This is a genomic window from Wolbachia endosymbiont (group A) of Beris morrisii, from assembly GCF_964028185.1.
Taxonomy (GTDB): domain Bacteria; phylum Pseudomonadota; class Alphaproteobacteria; order Rickettsiales; family Anaplasmataceae; genus Wolbachia.
In genome coordinates this window covers 1,156,873-1,179,068 of the sequence record NZ_OZ034760.1, presented here as the reverse complement: position 1 = coordinate 1,179,068, position 22,196 = coordinate 1,156,873, and the positions used below count along the sequence as shown (strand labels likewise).

General features: G+C 34.5%; 21 protein-coding genes. 16 read left to right on the top strand and 5 right to left on the bottom strand.

Going from position 1 to position 22,196, the window contains the following annotated elements:
• Positions 1–35 precede the first annotated feature (35 nt).
• The 4 genes from ABWU69_RS06125 (at position 36) to ABWU69_RS06110 (ending at position 3,019) form a co-directional block, all read left to right on the top strand.
• Positions 36–434: a dihydroneopterin aldolase gene (locus ABWU69_RS06125; protein WP_265035091.1), complete on the top strand. Its 399-nt coding sequence runs from the start codon at positions 36–38 to the stop codon at positions 432–434.
• On the top strand, positions 434–1,714 hold the full coding sequence (gene folP / locus ABWU69_RS06120; RefSeq protein ID WP_353285082.1) for a dihydropteroate synthase: 1,281 nt from the start codon (positions 434–436) through the stop codon (positions 1,712–1,714). The genes ABWU69_RS06125 and folP overlap by 1 nt, the downstream gene beginning before the upstream one ends.
• Complete coding sequence (locus ABWU69_RS06115; protein ID WP_265035095.1) at positions 1,711–2,214, top strand: dihydrofolate reductase; 504 nt, start codon at positions 1,711–1,713, stop codon at positions 2,212–2,214. Before folP ends, ABWU69_RS06115 begins: the two co-directional genes overlap by 4 nt.
• A gap of 76 nt (positions 2,215–2,290) precedes the next feature.
• Complete coding sequence (locus ABWU69_RS06110; protein WP_265035096.1) at positions 2,291–3,019, top strand: putative folate metabolism gamma-glutamate ligase; 729 nt, start codon at positions 2,291–2,293, stop codon at positions 3,017–3,019.
• A 980-nt stretch (positions 3,020–3,999) separates the two neighbouring features.
• Here the strand turns inward: ABWU69_RS06110 and trmB are convergent.
• Positions 4,000–4,665, bottom strand: a complete 666-nt coding sequence (gene trmB, locus ABWU69_RS06105) for a tRNA (guanosine(46)-N7)-methyltransferase TrmB (RefSeq protein WP_265035098.1) — start codon at positions 4,663–4,665, stop codon at positions 4,000–4,002.
• A gap of 139 nt (positions 4,666–4,804) precedes the next feature.
• Between trmB and ABWU69_RS06100 the strand changes: the two genes are divergently transcribed.
• The 3 genes from ABWU69_RS06100 (at position 4,805) to ABWU69_RS06090 (ending at position 7,164) form a co-directional block, all read left to right on the top strand.
• Positions 4,805–6,457 carry a 30S ribosomal protein S1 gene (locus ABWU69_RS06100; RefSeq protein ID WP_353285081.1) on the top strand — a complete coding sequence of 551 codons (1,653 nt, stop codon included), beginning with the start codon at positions 4,805–4,807 and terminating at the stop codon, positions 6,455–6,457.
• A 29-nt stretch (positions 6,458–6,486) separates the two neighbouring features.
• Positions 6,487–6,765: an HU family DNA-binding protein gene (locus ABWU69_RS06095; protein ID WP_265025786.1), complete on the top strand. Its 279-nt coding sequence runs from the start codon at positions 6,487–6,489 to the stop codon at positions 6,763–6,765.
• A 72-nt stretch (positions 6,766–6,837) separates the two neighbouring features.
• On the top strand, positions 6,838–7,164 hold the full coding sequence (locus ABWU69_RS06090; RefSeq protein WP_250295111.1) for a cell division protein ZapA: 327 nt from the start codon (positions 6,838–6,840) through the stop codon (positions 7,162–7,164).
• On the opposite strand, the gene ABWU69_RS06085 is transcribed toward ABWU69_RS06090, so the two are convergent.
• Complete coding sequence (locus ABWU69_RS06085; protein WP_182158663.1) at positions 7,139–7,417, bottom strand: succinate dehydrogenase assembly factor 2; 279 nt, start codon at positions 7,415–7,417, stop codon at positions 7,139–7,141. The two genes, ABWU69_RS06090 and ABWU69_RS06085, sit on opposite strands and share 26 nt — an antisense overlap.
• Before the next feature lie 99 nt (positions 7,418–7,516).
• On the opposite strand from ABWU69_RS06085, the gene rseP reads away from it, so the two are divergent.
• The 7 genes from rseP to ffh all read left to right on the top strand — a co-directional run bounded on the left by rseP (position 7,517) and on the right by ffh (position 18,025).
• Positions 7,517–8,635 (top strand): RIP metalloprotease RseP, encoded by a 1,119-nt coding sequence (gene rseP / locus ABWU69_RS06080; RefSeq protein WP_265035102.1) that lies wholly within the window; start codon positions 7,517–7,519, stop codon positions 8,633–8,635.
• A gap of 7 nt (positions 8,636–8,642) precedes the next feature.
• A complete protein-coding gene (bamA, locus tag ABWU69_RS06075; RefSeq protein ID WP_353285439.1) occupies positions 8,643–10,973 on the top strand; it encodes an outer membrane protein assembly factor BamA in 2,331 nt (776 codons plus the stop codon).
• Positions 10,974–11,525: an OmpH family outer membrane protein gene (locus tag ABWU69_RS06070; RefSeq protein ID WP_265035106.1), complete on the top strand. Its 552-nt coding sequence runs from the start codon at positions 10,974–10,976 to the stop codon at positions 11,523–11,525. It begins immediately after the preceding gene.
• 4 nt (positions 11,526–11,529) lie between these two features.
• Positions 11,530–11,970: a 3-hydroxyacyl-ACP dehydratase FabZ gene (gene fabZ, locus ABWU69_RS06065; RefSeq protein WP_064125117.1), complete on the top strand. Its 441-nt coding sequence runs from the start codon at positions 11,530–11,532 to the stop codon at positions 11,968–11,970.
• 29 nt (positions 11,971–11,999) lie between these two features.
• Positions 12,000–14,834 carry an FAD-dependent oxidoreductase gene (locus tag ABWU69_RS06060; RefSeq protein WP_353285080.1) on the top strand — a complete coding sequence of 945 codons (2,835 nt, stop codon included), beginning with the start codon at positions 12,000–12,002 and terminating at the stop codon, positions 14,832–14,834.
• 303 nt (positions 14,835–15,137) lie between these two features.
• Complete coding sequence (locus tag ABWU69_RS06055) at positions 15,138–16,697, top strand: proton-conducting transporter membrane subunit (protein WP_265035111.1); 1,560 nt, start codon at positions 15,138–15,140, stop codon at positions 16,695–16,697.
• A complete protein-coding gene (gene ffh / locus ABWU69_RS06050; protein ID WP_265025778.1) occupies positions 16,682–18,025 on the top strand; it encodes a signal recognition particle protein in 1,344 nt (447 codons plus the stop codon). Before ABWU69_RS06055 ends, ffh begins: the two co-directional genes overlap by 16 nt.
• Positions 18,026–18,297: 272 nt before the next feature.
• Here the strand turns inward: ffh and ABWU69_RS06045 are convergent, their stop codons facing one another.
• The gene (locus tag ABWU69_RS06045; RefSeq protein ID WP_265035502.1) at positions 18,298–18,474 is read right to left on the bottom strand and encodes a hypothetical protein; all 177 of its coding nucleotides are present in this window, start codon (positions 18,472–18,474) and stop codon (positions 18,298–18,300) included.
• A gap of 654 nt (positions 18,475–19,128) precedes the next feature.
• Here ABWU69_RS06045 and surE point away from each other — a divergent pair.
• Positions 19,129–19,881, top strand: a complete 753-nt coding sequence (surE, locus tag ABWU69_RS06040) for a 5'/3'-nucleotidase SurE (RefSeq protein WP_353282690.1) — start codon at positions 19,129–19,131, stop codon at positions 19,879–19,881.
• 24 nt (positions 19,882–19,905) lie between these two features.
• Here the strand turns inward: surE and hisS are convergent, their stop codons facing one another.
• Together hisS and ABWU69_RS06030 are read right to left on the bottom strand one after the other, a co-directional pair.
• A complete protein-coding gene (gene hisS, locus ABWU69_RS06035) occupies positions 19,906–21,129 on the bottom strand; it encodes a histidine--tRNA ligase (protein WP_353285079.1) in 1,224 nt (407 codons plus the stop codon).
• Entirely contained in the window at positions 21,126–21,689 is a 564-nt protein-coding gene (locus tag ABWU69_RS06030) for a NifU family protein (RefSeq protein ID WP_353285078.1), read from the bottom strand. The genes hisS and ABWU69_RS06030 overlap by 4 nt, the downstream gene beginning before the upstream one ends.
• Before the next feature lie 97 nt (positions 21,690–21,786).
• Between ABWU69_RS06030 and ABWU69_RS06025 the strand changes: the two genes are divergently transcribed.
• The gene (locus ABWU69_RS06025; protein WP_353285077.1) at positions 21,787–22,110 is read left to right on the top strand and encodes a DnaJ domain-containing protein; all 324 of its coding nucleotides are present in this window, start codon (positions 21,787–21,789) and stop codon (positions 22,108–22,110) included.
• Positions 22,111–22,196 lie beyond the last annotated feature (86 nt).

Sequence of the window (22,196 nt, the reverse complement as noted above, 5' to 3'; positions counted from 1 at the left end):
GCTTAAGAATTAAAACTTAGTGGTGTTGGAATGCAATGTCTACATGTAATCTTCTTATATCTGATTTACGGCTTTGGGTTCATTTAGGCTATAGTGCAGAAGAGAAGTCTCATTCCCAATTAGTTAGTATTGATGTTGATTTTATTTTTAAATCTCCTCCTTTAGGGCTTATGACTGACCGGCTTGAAGATACTGTCTGCTATCTAGAGATAGTACAAAATATTCAATCTCTTGTTCAGAGCAAGCAATTCAATTTAATCGAGCACTTAACCCATGATATATACAGAGCCATTAATAATCTTTTGGTGCAAAAAAAACATACTATTTCTTCCATGAGAGTGACTACTCACAAAGTTGCACCACCCGTTCCCGATGTGCATGGAGGTGTTCTCTTTACTTATTGTAATACATTACAAGAACAGGAAGCTGACTAATGATTTACATCTCTATTGGCTCAAATATGGGGAATCGCTTTTCCCATTTACAAAAGGCTGCTCAGTTACTAAAGGAGCGCTATTTTAAAAATTTAAAATCTTCAATTATTCTGGAGACTAAGGCTATTTTACCAAATGATGCTCCACCTCAGTGGAATAAGCCATTTCTAAATATGGTTGTGTATGGAAGTTGTTCTTCTTCTCCTGAAGAGCTGTTAAAGGGCCTTAAACAAATTGAATGTGACATTGGCCGTCTGCAGGTCTATGAAAAATGGGCACCTCGCGTTATTGATTTGGATATTTTGTTATGGGATGACCTGACACTTGATACATCCTACCTTAAGATTCCTCACCCAGAATTGATAAACAGACCATTTTTGCTTCACTTGATGGCAATGCTGAGCCCCATGGCAGTAGTTAACAAAACGTTTGGTACTACTAACCATAACATTAAGGATTGCTTTTTAAGGAGTTTTACGCTTTCACCAGAGCTTGTAGGTATTGTCAATATTACTCCTGATTCATTTTCAGATGGTGGTCTTTATTATGATGCAGATCAAGCAACCAAGCAGGCACTGCGGCTGTTATCAGATGGTGCAAGCATAGTTGAACTTGGTGCTCAATCAACAAGATCTGGCTCCTCAATACAAACTCCAAAAGCAGAATATGCACGCTTAAAACCAGTGCTTGATAATCTTAGTCATTATATGGAAGCTGGTGATATTAAAGTCAGCATCGATAGTTTCTGGCCAGATGTTATTTTGAACGTTTTGGAGCACTACAACATTGCCTGGGTAAACGATCAGAAGGGAGATCTAGATGATAATACCTTAAAAGCAATCGCTAGCAGTGGATGTGGCATCGTTATTATGCACTCACTCTCCATACCACCACATAGAGACAACATTATCCCAAGTGACACTGATCCAATTGATACCATAAATAATTGGGCAGAGAAGAGCATTAGCAGGTTATTTGCCCTAAGTTTTGATAAAAATTCAATAATTATTGACCCTGGTATTGGTTTTGGAAAATCTATGTACCAGAATATCCAGATTTTACGCAATATAGAAGCATTGCAAAGTTTTGGCTGCAAAGTTCTGGTTGGTCATTCTAGAAAGTCATTTATTTCTTCTTTTTCTACAGAACCTGTCTTTAACCGAGATTTAGAAACAATTGCTTTATCATCTGCATTGCACAACAAGGTTGATTTCCTTCGAGTGCATAATGTGCGTGATCACATGCGATTTTTTGTAGCTCAAGCTGCTTTACAGGGATGATAGTTATCGGAATTATGGCTGTTGATCCCAAGGGGGTAATTGGAATAAATAATGGATTGCCCTGGCATTATCCAAGTGAGTTAGATCATTTTCGTCAGGTAACTGACAAACAAGTTATTGTTATGGGAAGAAAAACGTTTGAGATAATACCCCAAAACATATTAAAGCCTATTGTTTTTTCTCGTAACAAATTAAGTCCTTGTTTTAATAAAGGCATAAAATGCACTATTGTTTCTTCTATGCAAGAGTTTTTGTCAATCCAAAGTAGTTCTAAAGTCTTCATGATTGGTGGAGCACAAATAGCGCACCTTTTTTTAGAATATAATCTAATCTCAGAGTTTATTATGACTGAAATTTACAAAACTTATAAGGGTGATACATATTTCAACTTAACACTTCTTAGTGGATGGAATAAAACTATTCTCACCAAAACAAAAGATTATACTATATGTAGATTAACACGTGATAAAGATGGAAGAAAAAATTGTGAAGCTCATTAAGTCTCTTAACTATAAATTATGCCAACTAAAACAACAGGTAAGAGGGCTTTTATGAGAAACTTTTTGATGTAATAGTATGTATGTTAAAGCAATTTATACCCACCGCATTGAATGTGGAGAAGTATTAGAGCAGGTTCTTGATCGCTATGTTTCAGAGTTGCTAAGAGAGGAAGTTGTTCTTGCTATCACATCAAAAATCATTTCTGTTTGTCAAAAACAGGTGGTTTGCAAAACTGCTTGTTCTAAAGAAGAGCTAATCAAAAGAGAAGCTGATGCAATTGTTGATGTGGCTCATAGTATCTGTTTAACGATTAAAGATAATATCTTAATTCCATCTGCTGGTATTGATGAATCAAATGGTAATGAGGTGTATATTCTATATCCAAAAGATGTTCAGAAAACAGCTCTGTCGATATGGAACTATCTCAAGACAAAACACTGCATAAAACATCTTGGTATTTTGATTACAGATAGTAATGTAACACCTATGCGTCGTGGGGTTACGGGCGTTGCTCTTGGTTGGTGTGGATTTGAACCACTTTATTCCTATATAGGCAAGCCAGATCTTTATAATCAACCACTGCAAGTAACACAAGTCAATCTTCTTGATGCACTGGCAACATCTGCTGTTTTAGTTATGGGAGAAGGGGCAGAGCAAACACCAATGGCAATAATTAGTGGTGCACCAAAGGTTCACTTTCTTACTCGTCCGCCAACTACAGAAAAAGAAAAAAGTGTTAAGATATCTATGAAAAAAGACCTTTATTCTCCTCTCCTCATGGGAGCCCGCTGGTTAAAGAGTTAAAGAGAAACTTAAAAATTTGCTATTAAACTTCTTGCATAACCATGTAACGAACTTTTATTGGGAATAGAAACGAAAAACTTCCTTGACAAGCTTCGCCAGCCCCCTTATCATGATACTGAAGGTATTCATTTATCTTCAATCTGTGCAGATTAAACGACAACAGTATTACGTAATTGGCGTCTTATTTTTAATTTTTTGCACTATGCGCACCCTACGTCTTCACAACATTTCTGGGTTTTTACCTATATAAGCTGAAACGCGCTTATAAAGCGTTTAAGACAGTATAGCACGCCAATTTGCAGGATTAGAGAGTGACAACTAGCTAATACGGGATATCTTTTGCCTTTTTTTCTGCTTAGTAAATTTCTTAAACATTCAAACTAAGGTGAGTTGCATTTAAAAGCAGCTAAATTGCAGTGTTTAAGACTTAAAAAACGCCAATGTTCTAAAATAGATATTAATCGGGGCTTCTTTTGCCTTTTTTTTCGTTTGGTAAATTTCTTAATACTTGTAGCTAAAAGAGCCCGTGAAGGGTAGTGAAGGGTGTCATCCCAGTGTCAAGCACTGGAATGACACCCACTGGTGAGTCAAGCCGAAAACGTTTGTACAGCTATGTGTCAAGGCACTGGGATGACACCCTGACAACCGTCATCCCGCTACGTGTTAGCGCCGCGGCGGTATGACGTAGGACTGCTGTCATCCCGCTGCTTGTTAGCGGCTGAGATACCGTGGCGGCATGACGTAGAAGCTATACTTTTATACTCACCAAATCAGTTTGCTTGCTCATAAGCAAACTTTCCTGGATTCCAGTGTCAAGCACTGGAATGACATCATCCTTGTACCTTTTTTCTACTTAGTTTGGGTTATGCAAGAAGTCTATTCCTTCATAAGGAGAAGTAGTTAAAGGAATTTACTCTATTTCTCCCTCTTTTTTTATTATTTTTAATCTATAGTTAACGTAAAAGAGATATGCAAAAACTCTATTGATCCATAGTCTGCAAATTATTAATAACACTTACTTTAAAGAACCTCACTTTACGCTGATCTTTGAGCGCTCTTCTGTGGTATTTTGTAAGAGTATAACTTGTGAAATCGTCTTCCCTATAGATTAAAGAGTTACACTGCTTTATATGTGATGCTATCCACTCTGCATAGTCCTGATGATCGGTTGCAATGAATATTTCCCCTGTTATAAGTATTTTTTTTGCTAATAAATTTAAAAATTCCGTATTAATTAATCGTCTTTTATTGTGACTTCTTTTTGGCCATGGATCTGGAAAGAGAATAAAGAGTCTTTCAACACTGTTGTCCGGAAAATTTGCAATCAATTCTCTTGCATCTTCTGTCCATATTAAAATGTTTTTTATGTTTTGTATTTCTATGTTTGTTAGCAAGCGAGAAACCCCCTTTAAGTAGGGCTCACATCCTATAAACAATAGATCAGGTTCATTGAGCATCTGGTGAAGCATATTTTCACCGTTGCCAAAGCCTATTTCTACCCATATTCTTTTTTGTGAATTTACAATCTTCTCTATAGATTCCTTGCTGTTTTGAATAGAATATCTTTCCAATATTTCATCAACATCCGGTTTTAGCCTGGACCTTCTGGAGAACGATCTAATCCACTTGCTATTCTTAAATAGCATATTCTTGATACATATATAATTTTCTCACTATATTTTACATAGCTTAAACAATTCTCGAAATGAATTAATGAAAAATTACTTGTCAATAATTATTAATATTATATAATATATGAGTTCTAATAAAGTTTAAATTAAAGGTATGAATAATAATAATCCAGTTGTAAATCTACCGGTTACTATCAGAAAGCTATCATCAAACAAGTTTATAGAAGAGATATGTCAAGGCCAATTTGAGGATCAAGATAATGCCTTGTTTGAAGATTCTTTTGTTAACAAAATTAAAGAAGGAGATGTGGTAGAAGGTGTAATTACAAGAATAAACCCTAACGACGTTGTGATTGATATTGGTTTAAAGTCTGACGGGAGAATTCTGATCAAGGAACTCGGTTGTAATGATGAGGTCATTATTGGCTCGAAAATTAGAGTTTATGTGGAAAGAATTGAAGATTATCATGGTAATGTTGTTCTTAGCCGTGAAAAAGCAATTAGGGACGAAAAATGGAATAAGTTGGAAGAAGATACAGTTACAAGAGCTGAAGTAAACGGAGTTATTAAACGCTCAATTAAATGTGGTTTTATTGTTGATCTTGGTGACGGAATAAGCGCTTTTTTACCGCTGAGTCATGTGGATTTGAAGCAAGTAAAAGATGCGAAGCACCTTATTGAAACTGAACAAAAGTTCATCGTGCTTAAAATGGATAAGAAGCAAGGTAATATTGTAGTATCAAGAAAGCTGGTGTTAGAAAAATTGCACGCTGGTGAAAAAATTAAATTTTTAGAATCTTTAAATGAAGGCGATATAATAGAAGGAAAAATAAAAAGCATCACTCATTACGGTGTATTTGTTGGTATTCATGAATCAGATGCAGTGGGAGTTATAGATGGGTTGCTACATATTACAGATATCTCTTGGAGTAGAGTAAGTCATCCATCTGCAGTTTTTGCTTATGGCCAGGCTATAAAAGTTAAAATTATAAAAATAGATAAGGAAAATGCGAAAGTTTCCTTAGGTGTAAAGCAGCTAGAAGATAGCCCTTGGCAAGATGCAGAGTCAAAATATCCGGTTGATAGTGTGCATAAGGGTCATGTAACAAGTATAGAAGATTATGGATTGTTTGTTGAGCTTAGACCTGGGATTGAAGGTTTAGTGCACTCATCGGAAATAACTTGGGTTAAGAGCAATTTACCAGTTAGTAGTCTCGTAACAAGGGGACAAGAAGTATATGTAAAAATTCTCAGTATTGACATTGCTAAGAATAGGATGAGTTTAAGCATGAAAAGGTGTATAGATAATCCTTGGCAAGTATTTGTCAATAAGTATCCTCCTGGTTCTATTGTTTCTGGTGAGATTAAGAATAATACCGGCTCATATATATCTGTTGCTTTCAATGGTTCTGAAATAGATGAGAACGTAGAAGGGACAATATATGTGAAAGATTTAAGTTGGTCTAAAAATAGCTCAGATGAGATAAAGAAGTATAATGTAGGTGATAAAATAGAAGCAAAAGTGATAAGGGCTAACGTGAATCGGGCAAGAATTTATCTTGGAATAAAACAAATAGAGTATGATCCTCTTGAAGAACTGATAAAGAAAGTTAAGGTAGGCGATAAAATACAGGTTATTGTAGGTAAGAGAGAAGATAATGGACTAGTCGTTGAAGTTGAGAACGATGTAACCCTTCTAATAGATCAAGAACATTTACCGGAAAATAAAAAGTTCTCTATATCAGAAAAAATAGAAGTTGAAGTATTGGGTGTTGAAGAATATAACATAGTATTATCTGCTAAGTGATAAGGTTTACTTATTTTGGCTTCATATAAATGGCAACAAAGTCTGATATAATAGCGAGGGTAGCAAAAAGACATCCTTTTTTAGATAAGATTGTTATAGCAGCTATAGTTGATAGATTTTTTGGAATACTTTCAAACACATTGAAACATCATAATAGAGTTGAAATTAGGGGATTTGGTTCTTTTTCAGTTAGAAGTTATAACTTGAAAGAAACAAGCCATTTAATGTTACAGAAGTTTACAAAGAATCAATACTTTAAAACATATTTTCGTAGCAGTAAAAAATTATCTGATTTGATAAATGAATAAAAATTTATACCATAAATAAGATGAAAGTAGGGGTTTGAGTTTATACTGTACGATAGAAATTTTTAGCACCATATGCAAGTAGTAGAAATAGTTATACGTAATAACACATATAAAATATCTTGCGAAAGTGGGAAGAAGAGCCATTTATTACGCCTTGCTAATAGTTTTGACAAGCTAGTTGGTTCTGTATCTCAAAAAACTGGAGGTAAGGGTTCGGATGCATTAAATTTCTTACTTGCAGCACTAATTCTTGAGGATAAAATTTTAGAATTAACAAAGCGGTTGGATGAAGCAAATCAAGAGCGCGAAAAGTATAGAAACGAGAAAAGAATAGAATATACTGAGGTACTAGATAAGGTAAATAAGATTATCACTAATCTTGAGTGCATAAAGGATTAGCTTCAATAAAGCAAGCAATTAAATTGACTATCTGACTATTTAAGCCAGGAGGGAGGTTTGTCTTACGAGTTATGTAACAATATAATTCGTAATCATCAAGATCAACTATTTTTTCGTATTCGATTAGTTCGCTTAAGGAAAATTTATCAAGATATTTCAATGCGAAATGCCCTAAAAGTATATCGGTTTCTTTGCAACCCCTATGCCAGCTTCTATACATTAATTTTCTTCTGAGTAGTGAGGTATCTGTCATTACAATTAAACTTTTTTTAATTTAAAAGTTAAACTAAATACTTGTCAAGCGAGGCGCGTTTTAATATACTTAACATTTTGTTAAGATCTAAATATACAGGTGGAGTTAATTTCGAATTTCATTCATCAGTTTGGCGATGGAATATATTGTTTTTTGTCATTTGCCTTAATCATTTCTGTTATAGTGTTTGTGCATGAATATGGGCATTATATTGTTGCTAAAGCATGCAAAGTTAAAGTTGAATCTTTTTCTATAGGCTTTGGTCCTGAAATTTTTGGTTTTAACGATAAGTCTGGAACTAGATGGAAATTAAGTGCTGTTCCACTGGGTGGCTACGTTAAAATGCTAGGGGATACTAATGCAGCAAGCGTTCCAGCTGATCAGCAAAAATTGACTAACGAAGAAAGATTATATTCATTCCATACAAAGCCGCGTCATCAAAAGGCAGCAGTGGTTTTTGCAGGACCATTTGCAAACATGGTACTCGCTGTTATCGCTTTTACAATGTTTTTCAGCATTAAAGGCTATTATCACACTCCACCGATTATCGGAAATGTAGTCGAAGGCAGTGCAGCCAAGCAAGCTGGTTTGTTGCCAGGTGACACTATTACACAAATCAATGAGCATAAAATAAAATACTTTGAAGATATTTCACGTGTGATAATGTCAAACCCTAAGACAAAAATGGAAATTGAGTATACTAGAAATAATGCAGAGCACAGAACTAGCCTCACTCCGTTAATAATAGAGGGTAAGGACGATTTTGGTAACAAAGTAGAAAGAGAAATGATAGGGATTACTTCAGTCAATACATTAAAGCAGTCGTCTTTTCTTGGGGCTGTGAGCTTATCAGTAAGTGAAACTTACCACACTATGTGCTTAACGATCAAAGCTCTCTTTCAAATTATTGTTGGTAAAAGGAGTATCAATGAAATAGGTGGGCCAATAAAAATCGCAAAGTATTCAGGGCAATCAGCTAAAAAGGGGGTCATTATGGTTGTGTATTTCATGGCAATTATTTCAGCTAATTTAGCTGCAATTAACTTGCTGCCAATTCCACTATTGGATGGTGGGCATTTATTTCACTATATTATAGAAGCAGTTATACGCAGGGATTTAAGTTTGAAATATCAAAAATATGCAGCTACTTTTGGTGCTTCCGTATTGTTTTTGCTTATGGCAATTGCAATTTCGAATGATATTAGGAGTCTTTTTTAAAATAAACATGAAAAAGCTACTTTACATATTATTAATAGTAATTTTTCCCGCTCTACTTGTTGCTTTAGAAAATAAGGAAAAAGTGCAGGTGAAAGATGTCAAATGTATTGGTAATGAGAGGGTAAGCAACCAGACAATAGGTTTTTATATAAAACTAAAACCTGGCGATTATATAAACGACGATGATATAGACTCAATTATAAAAGATCTATATAAAACAAAGTTGTTTGCTAGTGTTAACGCTTATGTTGATGATGAAAAAAATTTAGTAGTAAAAATTCAAGAGAATCCACTAATTAACAAGATAATATTAAAGAGTAATAAGTTATTTAATAGCAAAGAGTTACTAAATAATGTGATTCAGTCAAAATCGCTAACTATTTTCACTGAAACAAAATTGCAAAGCGATTTAATGAATTTAGTTACTACTTATAGAAATAATGGCAAAGTCGGCGTTAAAATTGAATATGAGTTGGAGAAGCTCGATGGTAATAGGGTCAATCTAATTTTCAAAATAAAAGAAGGTAAAACCTCTAAAATTAAGGATATAAGATTTATAGGTAACAAAAACTTTTCTGAAACCGAGCTAGAGCAAGCTATTAAAGTGCATAGTAATGACATATTTAGTAAGTTATTTAGAGCCATTTTTAAGGGCGGAACTCGTTATTCACCACAATATTTATTGATTAACACAGAATTGCTCGATCGTTTTTATTCATCTAAAGGATATATTCAAAATAATATTCAACCGATTGTTGAGGTTGATAATAACAATCAGATAGAGTTGACTTTTTTGATTGACGAAGGACAGCAATATTTGTTTGGAAATAATGAGGTTAATATTGAAACTGAAATTCAGGATTTAAGCCTAAAAGAAGAAATATTGGACTTTATAACAGAGGAAAACGATAAGATATTTAATAGAGTTAAAATTAATAATACAGTAGAAAAAATAAACAAGTATTTAAATGAGAAAGGATATATATTTGCAAAAGTTAATCCAGAGTATGTACAACGTGACAATGTTGTAGATGTGACCTACAGAGTGCTGCCGGGTAAAAAGATTTATATAAATCAAATTACAATTGATGGTAACGATCGCACTTTAGATAAGGTGATCAGAAGTAAGCTAAGTATAGCAGAAGGTGATGCGTACAATATATCTGAGATTCAAAAATCACGTAAAAAACTAATGAGTAGTGATTTTTTTGAAACAGTAAAAGTAAATAGTTACGCAGTTAATGACAATGCAGTAAATCTTGACTTAAATGTTAAAGAAAAAAGAACTGCTTCATTATCTTTAGCAGGAGGTATGTCCTTTCCTGGTGGAGCATTTGTAAAAACTGATTTCACAGATCGTAATTTATTTGGTAGTGGTAAAGAGCTCTCTTTTGCTCTTGAGAAAAATCAATATTCACTTTCTACTAATGTAGAGGTTGTTGAAAATAATTTTAACGATTCTGATACATCACTAGGTGTGGGCGTATTTTATGAAAAACAAGATAAACCACACACTAGCTTCGACAGTTGTGACATGGGATTTTCAACAAAATTATCATACAAAGTTATAGAAAACTTAACTAATTCCATTCGCTACTCTTACAAGTATAACCGTATACATATGGATAATAAGGATGGAAAAGACAATGACATCTCTGATATAATAAAGGGGCAAGAAGGTGAACATCAGATTTCATCAGTAGGATACACATTAGCGTATAATAAACTGGATAACCTCTATACTCCAAAAGAAGGGTATTTACTGCGCTTAAGTCAGGATATTTCAGGATTGGGAGGGAATGTAAACTTCCTAAAATCTGAGTTCTTGTCTTTTTACACGCATCCTATATTAAGTAAAATTGACGATAGCATAATACTACGCTTTAAGATGGCAGCAGGTCATATTTTTTCTTATACCGATGAAGATCTAAACATTGGCCAGCACTTTTTTAAAGGTGGTAATGAAATTAGAGGATTTGACCTTTCCGGTATTGGACCAAGAACAGAAAACAAAAATAAAAGCTCACTAGGAGGCAAAACTTATTTTAATTTAACACAGCAAGTAGATTTTCCACTACCAAAACTATATGACTATGCTGGTATCAAAGGCTCATTATTTGTTGACTATGCAGCACTTTTCGGCTTAGATGATAAAAATGGGAAATATAAAGATCCATATAATGATAGTAAGCTTATAAGAGTGTCACCAGGTTTTGGCTTTTCAATGCCTTCTCCTTTTGGTAGACTTAGATTAGATTTTGGGTTTCCTTTAGTAAAGGAATCTTATGATATAATACCATCACCAAATGTTAAATTTTCTATTGAAGCGGGGATTTGAATGAAATATATACAGTTATTTATATCAGTTATTGCCTTAATTATTTCCTTATTTGTGGGGTATAAGTTTATAGAATATCGGCCTCAGAACACAAAAGCTGCAATTATTGATAGTGACAAAGTCATCAATGAATCTCTTGCTCTGCAAAACATACAACAACAAATAAAGGAGCAGAATTCTAGATTACAACAAGAATTTGAAAGTGAGTTAGAAAAACTTAAGCCATCAAAAGAAGAATTTGAACTTTTGTCAGAAGAAGCAAAAAAGGAAAAGACAGAACAGTTTAATAAGCATACTGTAAATGCTAGAGATGCTTACGCTGAAAAAATGTTGTATTTAGAAGAAAGTTATAGAGATGCAGTAGAGAGTGTTTTTAACAAGATAAAAGAAGTTGCTAAAAAAACGGCAGAAAAAAACAACATAGATTTGGTACTATTTATTTCAAAAAAGAACCAAGTTTTATACTCTATGGATGAAGTTGATTTATCGGATATGGTATTAAACAATATAAACAAGGAAATACCTGAATTTGCTTTAAAAGGCATTGAGTAGGCTTATGCAATTTAATATCAGTGATATTATAAAAATACTACCACATTCTTATCCGTTTCTCTTAGTAGATAGGGTTATAGAGTGTGATCCTGGTAAAAGTATAAAAGCAATCAAAAATGTGACTTTCAATGAGCCATTTTTTATTGGCCATTTCCCTGGTCATCCAATAATGCCCGGAGTCTTGATAATTGAATCTCTAGCTCAAGCATCTGCTATATGTGTTCTTGGTAAAGAAAGTCAAGGTACAATAGAAAACAAAGCTATTTACTTTATGTCTATTGAAAATGCAAAATTCAGAAAGCCAGTCACTCCAGGGGACACACTGATTCTTCAAGCTAATGTTAAAAACGCACGTTTAAGTGCATGTAAATTTGAGTGTATTGCGTATGTTGGTGAAGAAAAGGTTGCAGAGGCAACGATTTTAGCTATGCTACAAAATACGTAATATACAAAAGACAGTGTGCATACTGTATAATGCAGCTTAATATCTCATTTTCTAGTCTATATACTCGCAGTGGATTAATAAAATTGGATGAGACATTTTTGAATTATATTAAATCATGTGATGAAAGCTTGTTTTGTTCATTAATTGAAGCAAGGAAAAATCAGATTGGTGATAGCCAGTTAATAATAGACCTCTCATATTTATTTGACGAGTTTATTGCAAAACTTTTCAACATTGAAAAAGAAATAGAAGAGCTAAAGAAAAAACACAATGACTTTGCTGTAATATATAAATGTAAAAGGTTATTTGTCCAACGCTACGCATTGAAGAAATACACTAATGTGGCGAATATAGATATTACTAACAGACTAAGTCATTTTCTCACTTTGCCAACAACAGAAAAAAATTTTGCTGAGCAGGTGATGCATTGGTTTGAAGATAAAGAAAATCACAAAGAAGAAATAGAACTTGCAGCACAATATGCAGTGTGGAGAGTAAAAAATAAACAGAGTATATTATTCAGTATTCATAAAAAAATCGACCACGAAAACCTCATACCATTTTCTAAAAAAGAAGTAGACAAAGTTGAAGTGCTGCATTCAAATGAAGTAAAAAGACGATATGGTTTTGATCTAACAAGCAAAAAGGTGAGTTTGAATAAAGCACTAGATAATGCTCACTACTGCATATTTTGTCATAAGCAAAGTAAGGACAGCTGCTCAAAGGGGCTAATCAATGATGACAACACTTTCAAAAAGTCTCCACTTAGAGTTGAGCTGCACGGCTGCCCACTAGAGCAGAAAATATCAGAAATGAATCTGGTGAAAAGCGAAGGGTACAGCATAGCAAGTCTTGCAATTGTGATGATAGATAATCCGCTATGTGCAGCCACTGGGCACAGAATATGCAATGACTGCATGAACTCGTGCATATATCAGAAACAAGAGCCTGTAAATGTGCCAATGGTTGAAACAAAGATTCTGGATGATGTGCTCAGTTTACCGTACGGACTTGAAATATATTCTCTGCTCAGCCGTTGGAATCCTTTAAATTTTCAGCGTCCATTGCCAAGAGTAAACACTGGAAAAAACGTTCTAGTTGTAGGCCTTGGTCCTGCTGGTTTTAATTTAGCTCATCATTTGTTGAATGATGGGCATAACGTTATTGCCATTGATGGACTAAAAATTGAGCCTTTGATCGATAATTTCCAGCTAATTAAAGATTTCAAACACGAAAAATTGAGTGAACGCATGGCAGGAGGGTTTGGTGGGGTGGCAGAATATGGCATTACTTCTCGGTGGGATAAGAATTACTTAAAGATTATTAGATTACTGCTGGAAAGACGTGAGAATTTCGCACTTTATGGAGGCATTCGTTTTGGTGGCACGATTAATGTTGATGATGCTTTCAACTTGGGTTTTGATCACATTGCCCTAGCACTTGGCTCTGGCAAGCCACGAATGATCAAAATAAAGAATATACTAGCTCGAGGAGTGCGTATGGCATCTGACTTTCTTATGTCGTTACAACTGACTGGCGCTCTTAAATTCGATTCTATAGCAAATCTGCAAGTTCGCATGCCGATAGTTGTCATAGGTGCGGGGCTTACTGCGATTGACACTGCCACTGAAGCTTTAGCGTATTATCCAATTCAAGTAAAAAAATTTCTTCTTCGTTATGAGATATTAGTTGGTAAATATGGAAAAGACTATGTTGAAAAAGATTGGACAGAAGAAGAACATGAAATTGCGAATGAATTTATATCGCACGCAAAGTTGATCCAAGCAGAGCAAGAGTTAGCAAAAAAAGAGAGTAGAGAAATAAAAATATTAGAGTTAATGCAGAGTCTTGGGGGAGTGAAAGTTGTATATAGAAAAGAGCTGAAAGACTCGCCAAGTTATCGATTAAATAGCGAAGAGGTGCAAAACGCATTATCAGAAGGGATTTACTTTATTGAAAACTTAGAGCCAGTTGAAGTTGTGACGGATAAATATAACCATGCTGAATCAATAAAACTGATAGACACAAAATCCGGCGAAATCAAATGCATGAAAGCACGTTCTATTTTTATAGCAGCAGGTACTGAGCCAAATACGGTTATTGCAACAGAAGATAAAAAGCATTTTAAATTAAGTAATGGGTATTTTACTCATTTGAATTCATCAGGAAAAGAAATAGATCCAATATTTTCTCCTAAAATGCAAAATAAAGATAGAATATTAGTGTATAAGCAAGGCAATAAAACAATTAGCTTTTTTGGTGATCTTCATCCTTCGTATAGCGGCAGCGTCGTGAAAGCTATGGCAAGTGCTAAGAACGGCTACCCTATTATTTCCCAGCTTTTGAATAGAGTTAATAGCTTCGTTTCTGTCACTCCAGCTAGAATCTCGGAGTCATATGCACAATTGTATGAATGTTGTAATGTAAGAGTAACTTTTACCAAAAAAGATGTCATCCAAGTAGCTGACACTGAGATCCAGAAAAAAAATGCGTGGTCAAGCGTTGAAGATCTGGCTAACAAAGAATTTTTCAATAAAATCAAAGAGCAATTCACTGCAAAGGTTATAAAAGTTCAATATTTAACAGACAAAGTTGTGGAAATAGTGATCAAAGCACCACTTGCGGCAAAGAATTTTAAACCTGGACAATTCTTTAGGTTGCAAAATTTTGAAACCAATAGCAAAAAAACTAACCTCGCTATGGAAGGTATAGCTGTAACTGGCACTGAAGTAGACAAAAAAAAAGGAATTATTTCCACTATTGTGCTGGAAATCGGCGGTTCCACTGGTTTATGCAGACACTTAAGAGAAGGCGAGCAAATAATTCTTATGGGCCCAACTGGATGCCCTACTGAGGTTTACTAAGTCTGGATATTAAAGTGATGCCAAATTTTATTTCAAAAAGTAAATAATTTACTAACGCTCGTGCACAAATTAAAAATAAATTATGCACGAGTGTAGCATTATGAATTAAGAATGCTATATTAAAGCTTACCTCACTATTAAAGCTATCGGTCAGATTAGATTAAAAACCTAATCTGACCGGTTTCTCTATAACCCTCTAAACTCTGATATAATTATATGATAATTAGTTTAATTAGTGGTTAATATGCAAATTGATTTTATTCATATATTGAGATAGCATAAACCATATTGGTTTAAATTATTGTGCAACTTTGTAAATCGTCACTGTTACTCCTACTGACTATATTAATAGTTATAGTCCTAAAATTACCTGAAAATTTGAGCATTGCAGTAAATTGGTCTCTCCCAATTCTAGATTTTGATTTATCTTTTCGTATCATACTAATATCTTTTTTATCAGTTGCATTTTTAGCTGTTCTACCAGCACAAAATTTGACTTTTTCAGAGATGCTATCTTTTGCTGCTTACACTATTAGTTCACTTTATGCAGTTTTATCTGAACATATGATATTGGTTATAATATTCTGTGAATTAATGACCGTCAGTGCATTTTTTACTATCGCAGCTGGCTGTAGAGATAGTGGACCTGCAATAAGGTACGCCTGTGTACACTTTTTCGTTGGAGTTATATTAATAGCAGGATTGGCACTTCAAAGCACTAACCTGATAATTTTGGGTTTATTGATAAACTGCGCTTGTTTTCCTTTTTCGTTTTGGGTTGTTGATGCATATCCTGCTGCATCGCTACATGGCACTACATATCTCTCTTTATTTACCACTAAAGTCTCTTTTTTAGTGATGCTTTTACACACTTATAACCTATGGCAAGATTGTACTGAAATATTAGCGCTTGTAGGCGCCATCACTGCAATTTACAGCATTATATTTGCTTCTCTTGAGCAAAATATTCGTAGATTTTTATGCTATAACGTTGTAGGACAAATGGGCTTGCTGATTATTGCAGGAGGTTTACTTAGCCCTTCGGAAAAGGCAATACCAATTTTGATACTGCATATAATCTTCTCTCTTGTTTATCAATCATTATTGTTTGTGGTCAGCAATTCGATTATTTCACGAACAAAAACAATTAGTTTTAATGGAGTAGGTGAACTGATGTCAGTGGAAGGCATGTGTGCTATAATCGCAATACTTACAATGGCTGCATTTCCTGGAACCGCTGGATTTATCAGTAAATCATATATCACAGCTGAAATTGAAATGAACACTGTTGCCTTAAAAGGGTATAAAAATTTATATAAGGTTCTAAATTTGCTGCTTCATTTAAGCGTGGGGCTAAAGTTTCTTTATTACTTATTTATTGCAAAAAGTAAGTCAAAACCGTTAGCAGAGAGGGGGGGCAAAATGACTATGATCATTTTAGCATTTATATGCGTAATCGCTGGCAATCCTTACTTACCTATTTACAATAAACCTTCGATTTTCGATTTTGTGTACAACACAAAAAATATTTTGTCGCAATTTAATTTGTTACTATGTACCACTTTATTGTTTATTCCTTTACGCAAGTTATTTTACCCGAGAGTAAATTTTAAAATGGATGTTGATTGGATTTTTAGAGCTTTCATATCCTATATTATCTTGCTGTTCAATCAGTTAGTCTCTAAAACTAGAGAAATATTTGCCAGCGTAGTGCAAAACTTGACTAATTCACTTACTAGTTTATACTTTAATAATATTACTAAACTTAAAGAAGTGCTGGGTTATAACTCAGTGAGTTTTGTTTCAGCTTCTTCTCTCTTTTTAATGAGTATTCTACTAACGCTATTATGTTTAAATCGTTAACTGAAAGTTTAAATTCTGTATTTAGTAAACTAAGAGGAAAGTCGATCATTTCTGAAGATGATTTTAATCTTGCCATGCGTGAAATACGCATAGCCTTAATTGAAGCTGACGTTTCACTTGAAGTTGCAAAAAAATTCATCAACGACATTAAAGATAAAGTGATTGGGGAAAAAGTCATAAAAAGTGTTTCTCCAGCACAAATGATAATTAAAATTGTGCAGGATAATTTAGTTGCAGTTCTCGGATCAGAGAAAAGTGACTTAAATCTAGCAGTTAAACCCCCTGCTGTGATTATGATGGTGGGCTTACAAGGTGCAGGTAAAACAACTACCTCAGGAAAGCTTGCTTTCAAGCTAAAAAAGCAAAAGAAAAAAGTGATGCTTGCCTCTTTAGACATTTATAGGCCGGCTGCCCAAAAACAACTTGAGGTGCTGGGTAAACAGATAGACGTACAAACTTTACCTACAGTAATAAATGAGGGGCCTATTGCAATTACAAAAAGGGCACTGGCAGCAGCAAAGAACGATAATTATGATGTATTAATACTAGACACCGCAGGCAGGCTTCATATTGACAATAATATGATGAATGAGTTGAAAGCCGTAAAGGAAATAGCTTCACCTGCAGAAGTTATTTTAGTAGCCGACGCAATGATAGGCCAGGATGCGGTCAACATTGCCAAATCATTCAATGAGGTAATAGGTGTAACCGGCATTATTCTCACCCGCGTTGATGGTGATGCACGTGGTGGTGCTGCTCTTTCTATGAAAATGATCACCGATTGTCCAATTAAATTTATTGCTTGTGGTGAAAAATTAAGTGACCTCGATGATTTTTATCCCGATAGAATTGCAAAAAGGATACTTAGCATGGGTGATGTTGTATCATTGGTTGAAAAAGCTGCTGAGATTGTTGGTCAGGAAGAAATTGATAAGTTACAAAAGAAAGTAAAAAAGGGTAAATTCGACCTAAATGACCTAGTGGGAATGTTAAAAACTCTCAATAAAATGGATGGTATTAGCAACATAATGAAATTCATTCCTAGTTCATTCACAAAAAAGCTAAGCAGCGGTGTGCCAGATGACAATAAAGTGAAAAAATATATAGCCATCATAAACTCAATGACTGAAAAGGAAAGGCAAAATCCAGATATTTTAAATGGCAAAAGAAGACTTAGAATTTCTAAGGGGTCCGGAACAAGTGTAACTGACGTTAATCTTCTAATTAAGCAGTATAATCAAATGAGCTCTATAGTGAATAAGTTCAGTAAAGTTGACCATAGTAAACTCAAAGAATCTGATTTGATGGATATGCTAAGCAGAAAGTAAGTCAGCAGGTAGTGGAATGAGACGATTGTCAGTAAACCTTTAGCTATATCAAAAGCGGCTTAGGTCTCGCAAAAAAATTTACAGCTTCTTGCTAGCCAAGAAATTTATTATTAATTTTAAGAAATACTATAGCTGACCCAAGCAACATGTCATACCGCGATTCATTCGCGGTATCTCAGCCGCTAACAAGAGATCCCGCTAACAAGCAGCGGGATGACGATTGTCAGGGTGTCATCCCAGTGCTCCGACACTGATTTCCATCCAAGACGGTGTCATCCCAGTGCCCAGACACTGGGATCCAGCCTTTCTGCAATCTCATCGAAAACGTTGTAACCACTTTCTATGATAGTTTGCTTGCTCACAAGCAAACTTTCCTGGATCCCAGTGTCTGGGCACTGGGATGACAAAAAAAGGAGCACTGGGATGACACCATTTGTTGTGTTTAACAAAGTTCGTACTTAGCTTCATGTTAGCTACAAACGTTAAGAAATTTACCAAACGAAAAAAAAGGCAAAAGAAGCCCCGTGGTTATTATCCGCTTTAAAATATTGGCGTTTTTTATGTTTTAAACGCTTGACAAGCGAGATTCAGCTGCTTTTAATTGCAACTAACCTACGCTGCAAATGTTTAAGAAATTTACTAAGCAGAAAAAAAGACAAAGAATCCCCGAGTTAGCTAGTCTTTTACTATCTCTGTCGAGTATTGGCATTTTTTGATGTCTTGTAACGCTTTATAAGCGCGTTCAGCTTATTTAGATAAAAATCTAGATGTAGATGAAGTTTTGTAAAGACATACAGTATCTATATACTGCAAAAAATTGAACATAAGACGCCGATACATTAAGTAATCCTTACCTTTTAATCTGCAGATTGGCGAAAGCAAATACAATAGCTTCAGTTTCATGATAAGAGGGCTGGCAAAGGGTGTCAAGCAAGTTTTTTCGTTTCTATTGTAATGACAGTTATGGCCTGTGCAAGAAATCTATTGATTAACAGCAGGTTCTTTGTTACAGTTCATAGTTATGCAAAGAAACTTAAAGCCTCATGAGTTTATTTACAGCCAGTGATTTACATAATTTGGAACTGTATAGCTGAGTATTGTATATGATAATATTAATAACAAACGATGATGGTTTTGGAAGTGAAGGAATAAAATTACTCAAAGAGATTGCACGGAATTTTGCGTCAGAAATATGGATAGTGGCACCAGATACTGATAGAAGCGGGGCTGCAAGATCTCTTGATTATCCAGTGAAACAATCTATTGGAATAAACCAACATAGTGAAAGGGAATTTAGTGTGTCTGGTACTCCTGCAGATTGTGTCATTATTGCGCTAAATAAAGTTATGAATAAAAAACCAGACTTAATATTGTCCGGAGTAAATATTGGATCAAATGTCGGGGACGATATTTGTTATTCAGGAACAATTGGTGCTGTAATGGAAGGTGCTGCAAGGTCTATACCTTCTATTGCGCTGAGCCAAGTTTATCATGATAAAATAGACTGGCACAATACAAAGGTTTTTGCACCAAAGGTTATTGCCAAGCTAGTTAAGGTTGGTTGGCCTAAAAACATAGTGATGAGTGTAAATTTTCCTGCTACGGAAAAAGTAAAAGGAGTAGAATTTGCTGAACAAGGTGAATATAACATTGATGGGGATTTAACTTTTACTGAAAATTCGAATGGCTCTTTTAGCTTAAATTGGTCTCGAGAGCACTCAGGCAGTGGTAGTGTAAATAAAATAAAAGAAGGATTTATTACTATCACACCAGTAAAATTAGATTTTACAGATTATGATACATTGAATGCTATGAAAAATTCTTGTGCAGACGAATTTTCTTCTATAGCTGACTGAGAAAAACATTTGCATTGCTCCTAATTAGATGTTTTCTATTGTGTTATCGCGAGCAATTATTTTTTCTTCACCTGTATCCATGTTTTTAATCTTTAAAGTTTTACTACTCAATTCTTCATCACCAAAAATTAAGGCAGCTTTAGCATTTGCTTGATTTGCTTTTTTCATTCGGGTTTTAAGCGCTCCGCTATATTCATAGATTACATATAAACCATTTCTGCGCAATTCATTTGCAAGTGTTAGAGCATGTTCATCAGCCTCTCTGCCGATCGGAATTAGGTAAATAGGTCGCTCTTCTTTCGGAGAATAATTGATTAACTCCATTATGCGTTCAATACCTCCTGCAAATCCTATTGCTGGAGTGTGTTTTCCACCTACTGAAGATACTAGATTATCGTATCTTCCACCGGCAAAAACTGCCCCTTGTGCACCTAAATCTTCTGTGACAAACTCAAACACTGTGTGGCAATAATAATCCAAACCTCGAACTAGTTTATTGTTTACGGTATAAGGTGTATCAAGAATTGTTAATCCATTTAGTATTTGTTCAAAGAAATCTGAGGACTCTTTCGTATAATAATTGCTGATTTTAGGTGCACCAGAGATTATTAATCTATCTTTCTCATCCTTAGAATCTAGTATTCTGAGTGGATTTTTGATCAACCTATTTTTGCTATCTTCTGATAGATCATTTTGGTACTTTGTAAAGTATAAGATCAAAGCTTCTCTATATTTAGTTATTGTTTCACCATCACCTAAAGAGTTGATTTCCAGCTTTACATTTTTATTGATGCCAAATTTAGTTAGTAAGTGCTGAGCGAGTGATATCAATTCAATATCAGCTTTTGGATCTTCTATGCCAAAAATCTCAAAATTTATCTGATGAAATTGCCTTTGTCTTCCCTTTTGCGGTCTTTCATAGCGAAATGCAGGTCCTGTTGAGAATAATTTTATCGGTGTTTGCAGTTTTTTTTCAATGAGTAGCCTGACAATCGCTGCAGTGAACTCAGGACGTAAAGTTATGCTCTTTCCTCCTTTATCATTAAAGGTGTACATCTCTTTATTGATGATGTCTGAGCTATCACCTAAAGTCTTTGTGAAAACTTCCGTATATTCAAATATCGGAGTTTGAGCAGGCAAAAAGCCATATAGACTTGAGATTCTGCTTGCTATTTGCTCTATGTGTTTAAACTTGTACCATTCATCAAACAGGAGATCTTTTGTTCCTCTAACCGTTTGATTAGTCATAGTGTGGTCTCTATACCTGCAACCTCTGGTATGTGGTAGCTCAGCATATTCTGCACTCCTTGCTTGAGGGTAATTGCAGCACTTGGGCATCCAGAGCAAGCTCCTTGTAACTCAACATAAACTATTCCATCTTTATAGCCACGAAATTTGATATCGCCACCATCTTGAGCAACTGCAGGTTTGATGTAACTTTCCATCAATTCTTTTATTCTATTTACAATTTCTATATCATTTTTATCAAAAAATTCTTCATCTGGATCATTCACTCCTTCTTTATCTAGCGCTTTTCCACCTGAAGTAAAGTGATCCATGATTGTAGTTAAAATTTCTACTTTTAATGTATCCCAATTAATTCCACCCAATTTTGTTACTGAAATAAAATCATGGCCAAAAAACACTCTTACCACATGTTCTATTTGAAAAAGATTTGCTGCTAACTTGGAGTTTTTTATTTCATCTGCATTTGAAAAATCAGCCGTTTCTCCTTCGTTTAGAATTGCAAATCCAGGAAGAAATTTCAGTGTGTTTGGATTAGGTGTTTCTTCAATCTGAATGAACATGTTATTTACCATGACGATTATAATTGTTACTATTTAATCATAAAATGATAAAAAAATATACATGTCATTCATCTTTTTCCTTTTTCTGATATTCATAGTGATTACATTTATTCTGCCTAGTGTTTTTGTATTTTTTCTCTTCCTGACAAAAAAAAATAACGTAAGTTTCATGATGAACTCTATATTGAGTAAGTTTTTGAACGAATTTGATAGCAGTAGAAGTTATACTGAAAATTACACTGGTGATAACATGTCCAAAGATGAAGCATTAAAGATACTGGGGCTGAATCCTGAGGCCAGTCAAAATGAAATCAATAAAGCATATCAAAATTTAATGAAATTAGTTCACCCAGATAAGGGAGGCTCAGAGTATTTTGCACAAAAATTAAACGCAGCACGTGATAGGTTGCTAAAGAAGTAGTAATTAGTATTACTTTAAACTTTTTATTGTGCGTAGAGGATAAGCTGCTACAATAAAATGAGTTAAAGATAGCAATATTCAAAAAA

Bases quoted from the DNA above. Each gene is read 5' to 3' on its own strand.
- ABWU69_RS06125 (WP_265035091.1), top strand. From the start codon at position 36: ATGTCTACATGTAATCTTCTTATATCTGATTTACGGCTTTGGGTTCAT.
- folP (WP_353285082.1), top strand. From the start codon at position 434: ATGATTTACATCTCTATTGGCTCAAATATGGGGAATCGCTTTTCCCAT.
- ABWU69_RS06115 (WP_265035095.1), top strand. From the start codon at position 1,711: ATGATAGTTATCGGAATTATGGCTGTTGATCCCAAGGGGGTAATTGGA.
- ABWU69_RS06110 (WP_265035096.1), top strand. From the start codon at position 2,291: ATGTATGTTAAAGCAATTTATACCCACCGCATTGAATGTGGAGAAGTA.
- trmB (WP_265035098.1), bottom strand. From the start codon at position 4,665: ATGCTATTTAAGAATAGCAAGTGGATTAGATCGTTCTCCAGAAGGTCC.
- ABWU69_RS06100 (WP_353285081.1), top strand. From the start codon at position 4,805: ATGAATAATAATAATCCAGTTGTAAATCTACCGGTTACTATCAGAAAG.
- ABWU69_RS06095 (WP_265025786.1), top strand. From the start codon at position 6,487: ATGGCAACAAAGTCTGATATAATAGCGAGGGTAGCAAAAAGACATCCT.
- ABWU69_RS06090 (WP_250295111.1), top strand. From the start codon at position 6,838: ATGCAAGTAGTAGAAATAGTTATACGTAATAACACATATAAAATATCT.
- ABWU69_RS06085 (WP_182158663.1), bottom strand. From the start codon at position 7,417: ATGACAGATACCTCACTACTCAGAAGAAAATTAATGTATAGAAGCTGG.
- bamA (WP_353285439.1), top strand. From the start codon at position 8,643: ATGAAAAAGCTACTTTACATATTATTAATAGTAATTTTTCCCGCTCTA.
- ABWU69_RS06070 (WP_265035106.1), top strand. From the start codon at position 10,974: ATGAAATATATACAGTTATTTATATCAGTTATTGCCTTAATTATTTCC.
- fabZ (WP_064125117.1), top strand. From the start codon at position 11,530: ATGCAATTTAATATCAGTGATATTATAAAAATACTACCACATTCTTAT.
- ABWU69_RS06060 (WP_353285080.1), top strand. From the start codon at position 12,000: ATGCAGCTTAATATCTCATTTTCTAGTCTATATACTCGCAGTGGATTA.
- ffh (WP_265025778.1), top strand. From the start codon at position 16,682: ATGTTTAAATCGTTAACTGAAAGTTTAAATTCTGTATTTAGTAAACTA.
- surE (WP_353282690.1), top strand. From the start codon at position 19,129: ATGATAATATTAATAACAAACGATGATGGTTTTGGAAGTGAAGGAATA.
- hisS (WP_353285079.1), bottom strand. From the start codon at position 21,129: ATGACTAATCAAACGGTTAGAGGAACAAAAGATCTCCTGTTTGATGAA.
- ABWU69_RS06030 (WP_353285078.1), bottom strand. From the start codon at position 21,689: ATGTTCATTCAGATTGAAGAAACACCTAATCCAAACACACTGAAATTT.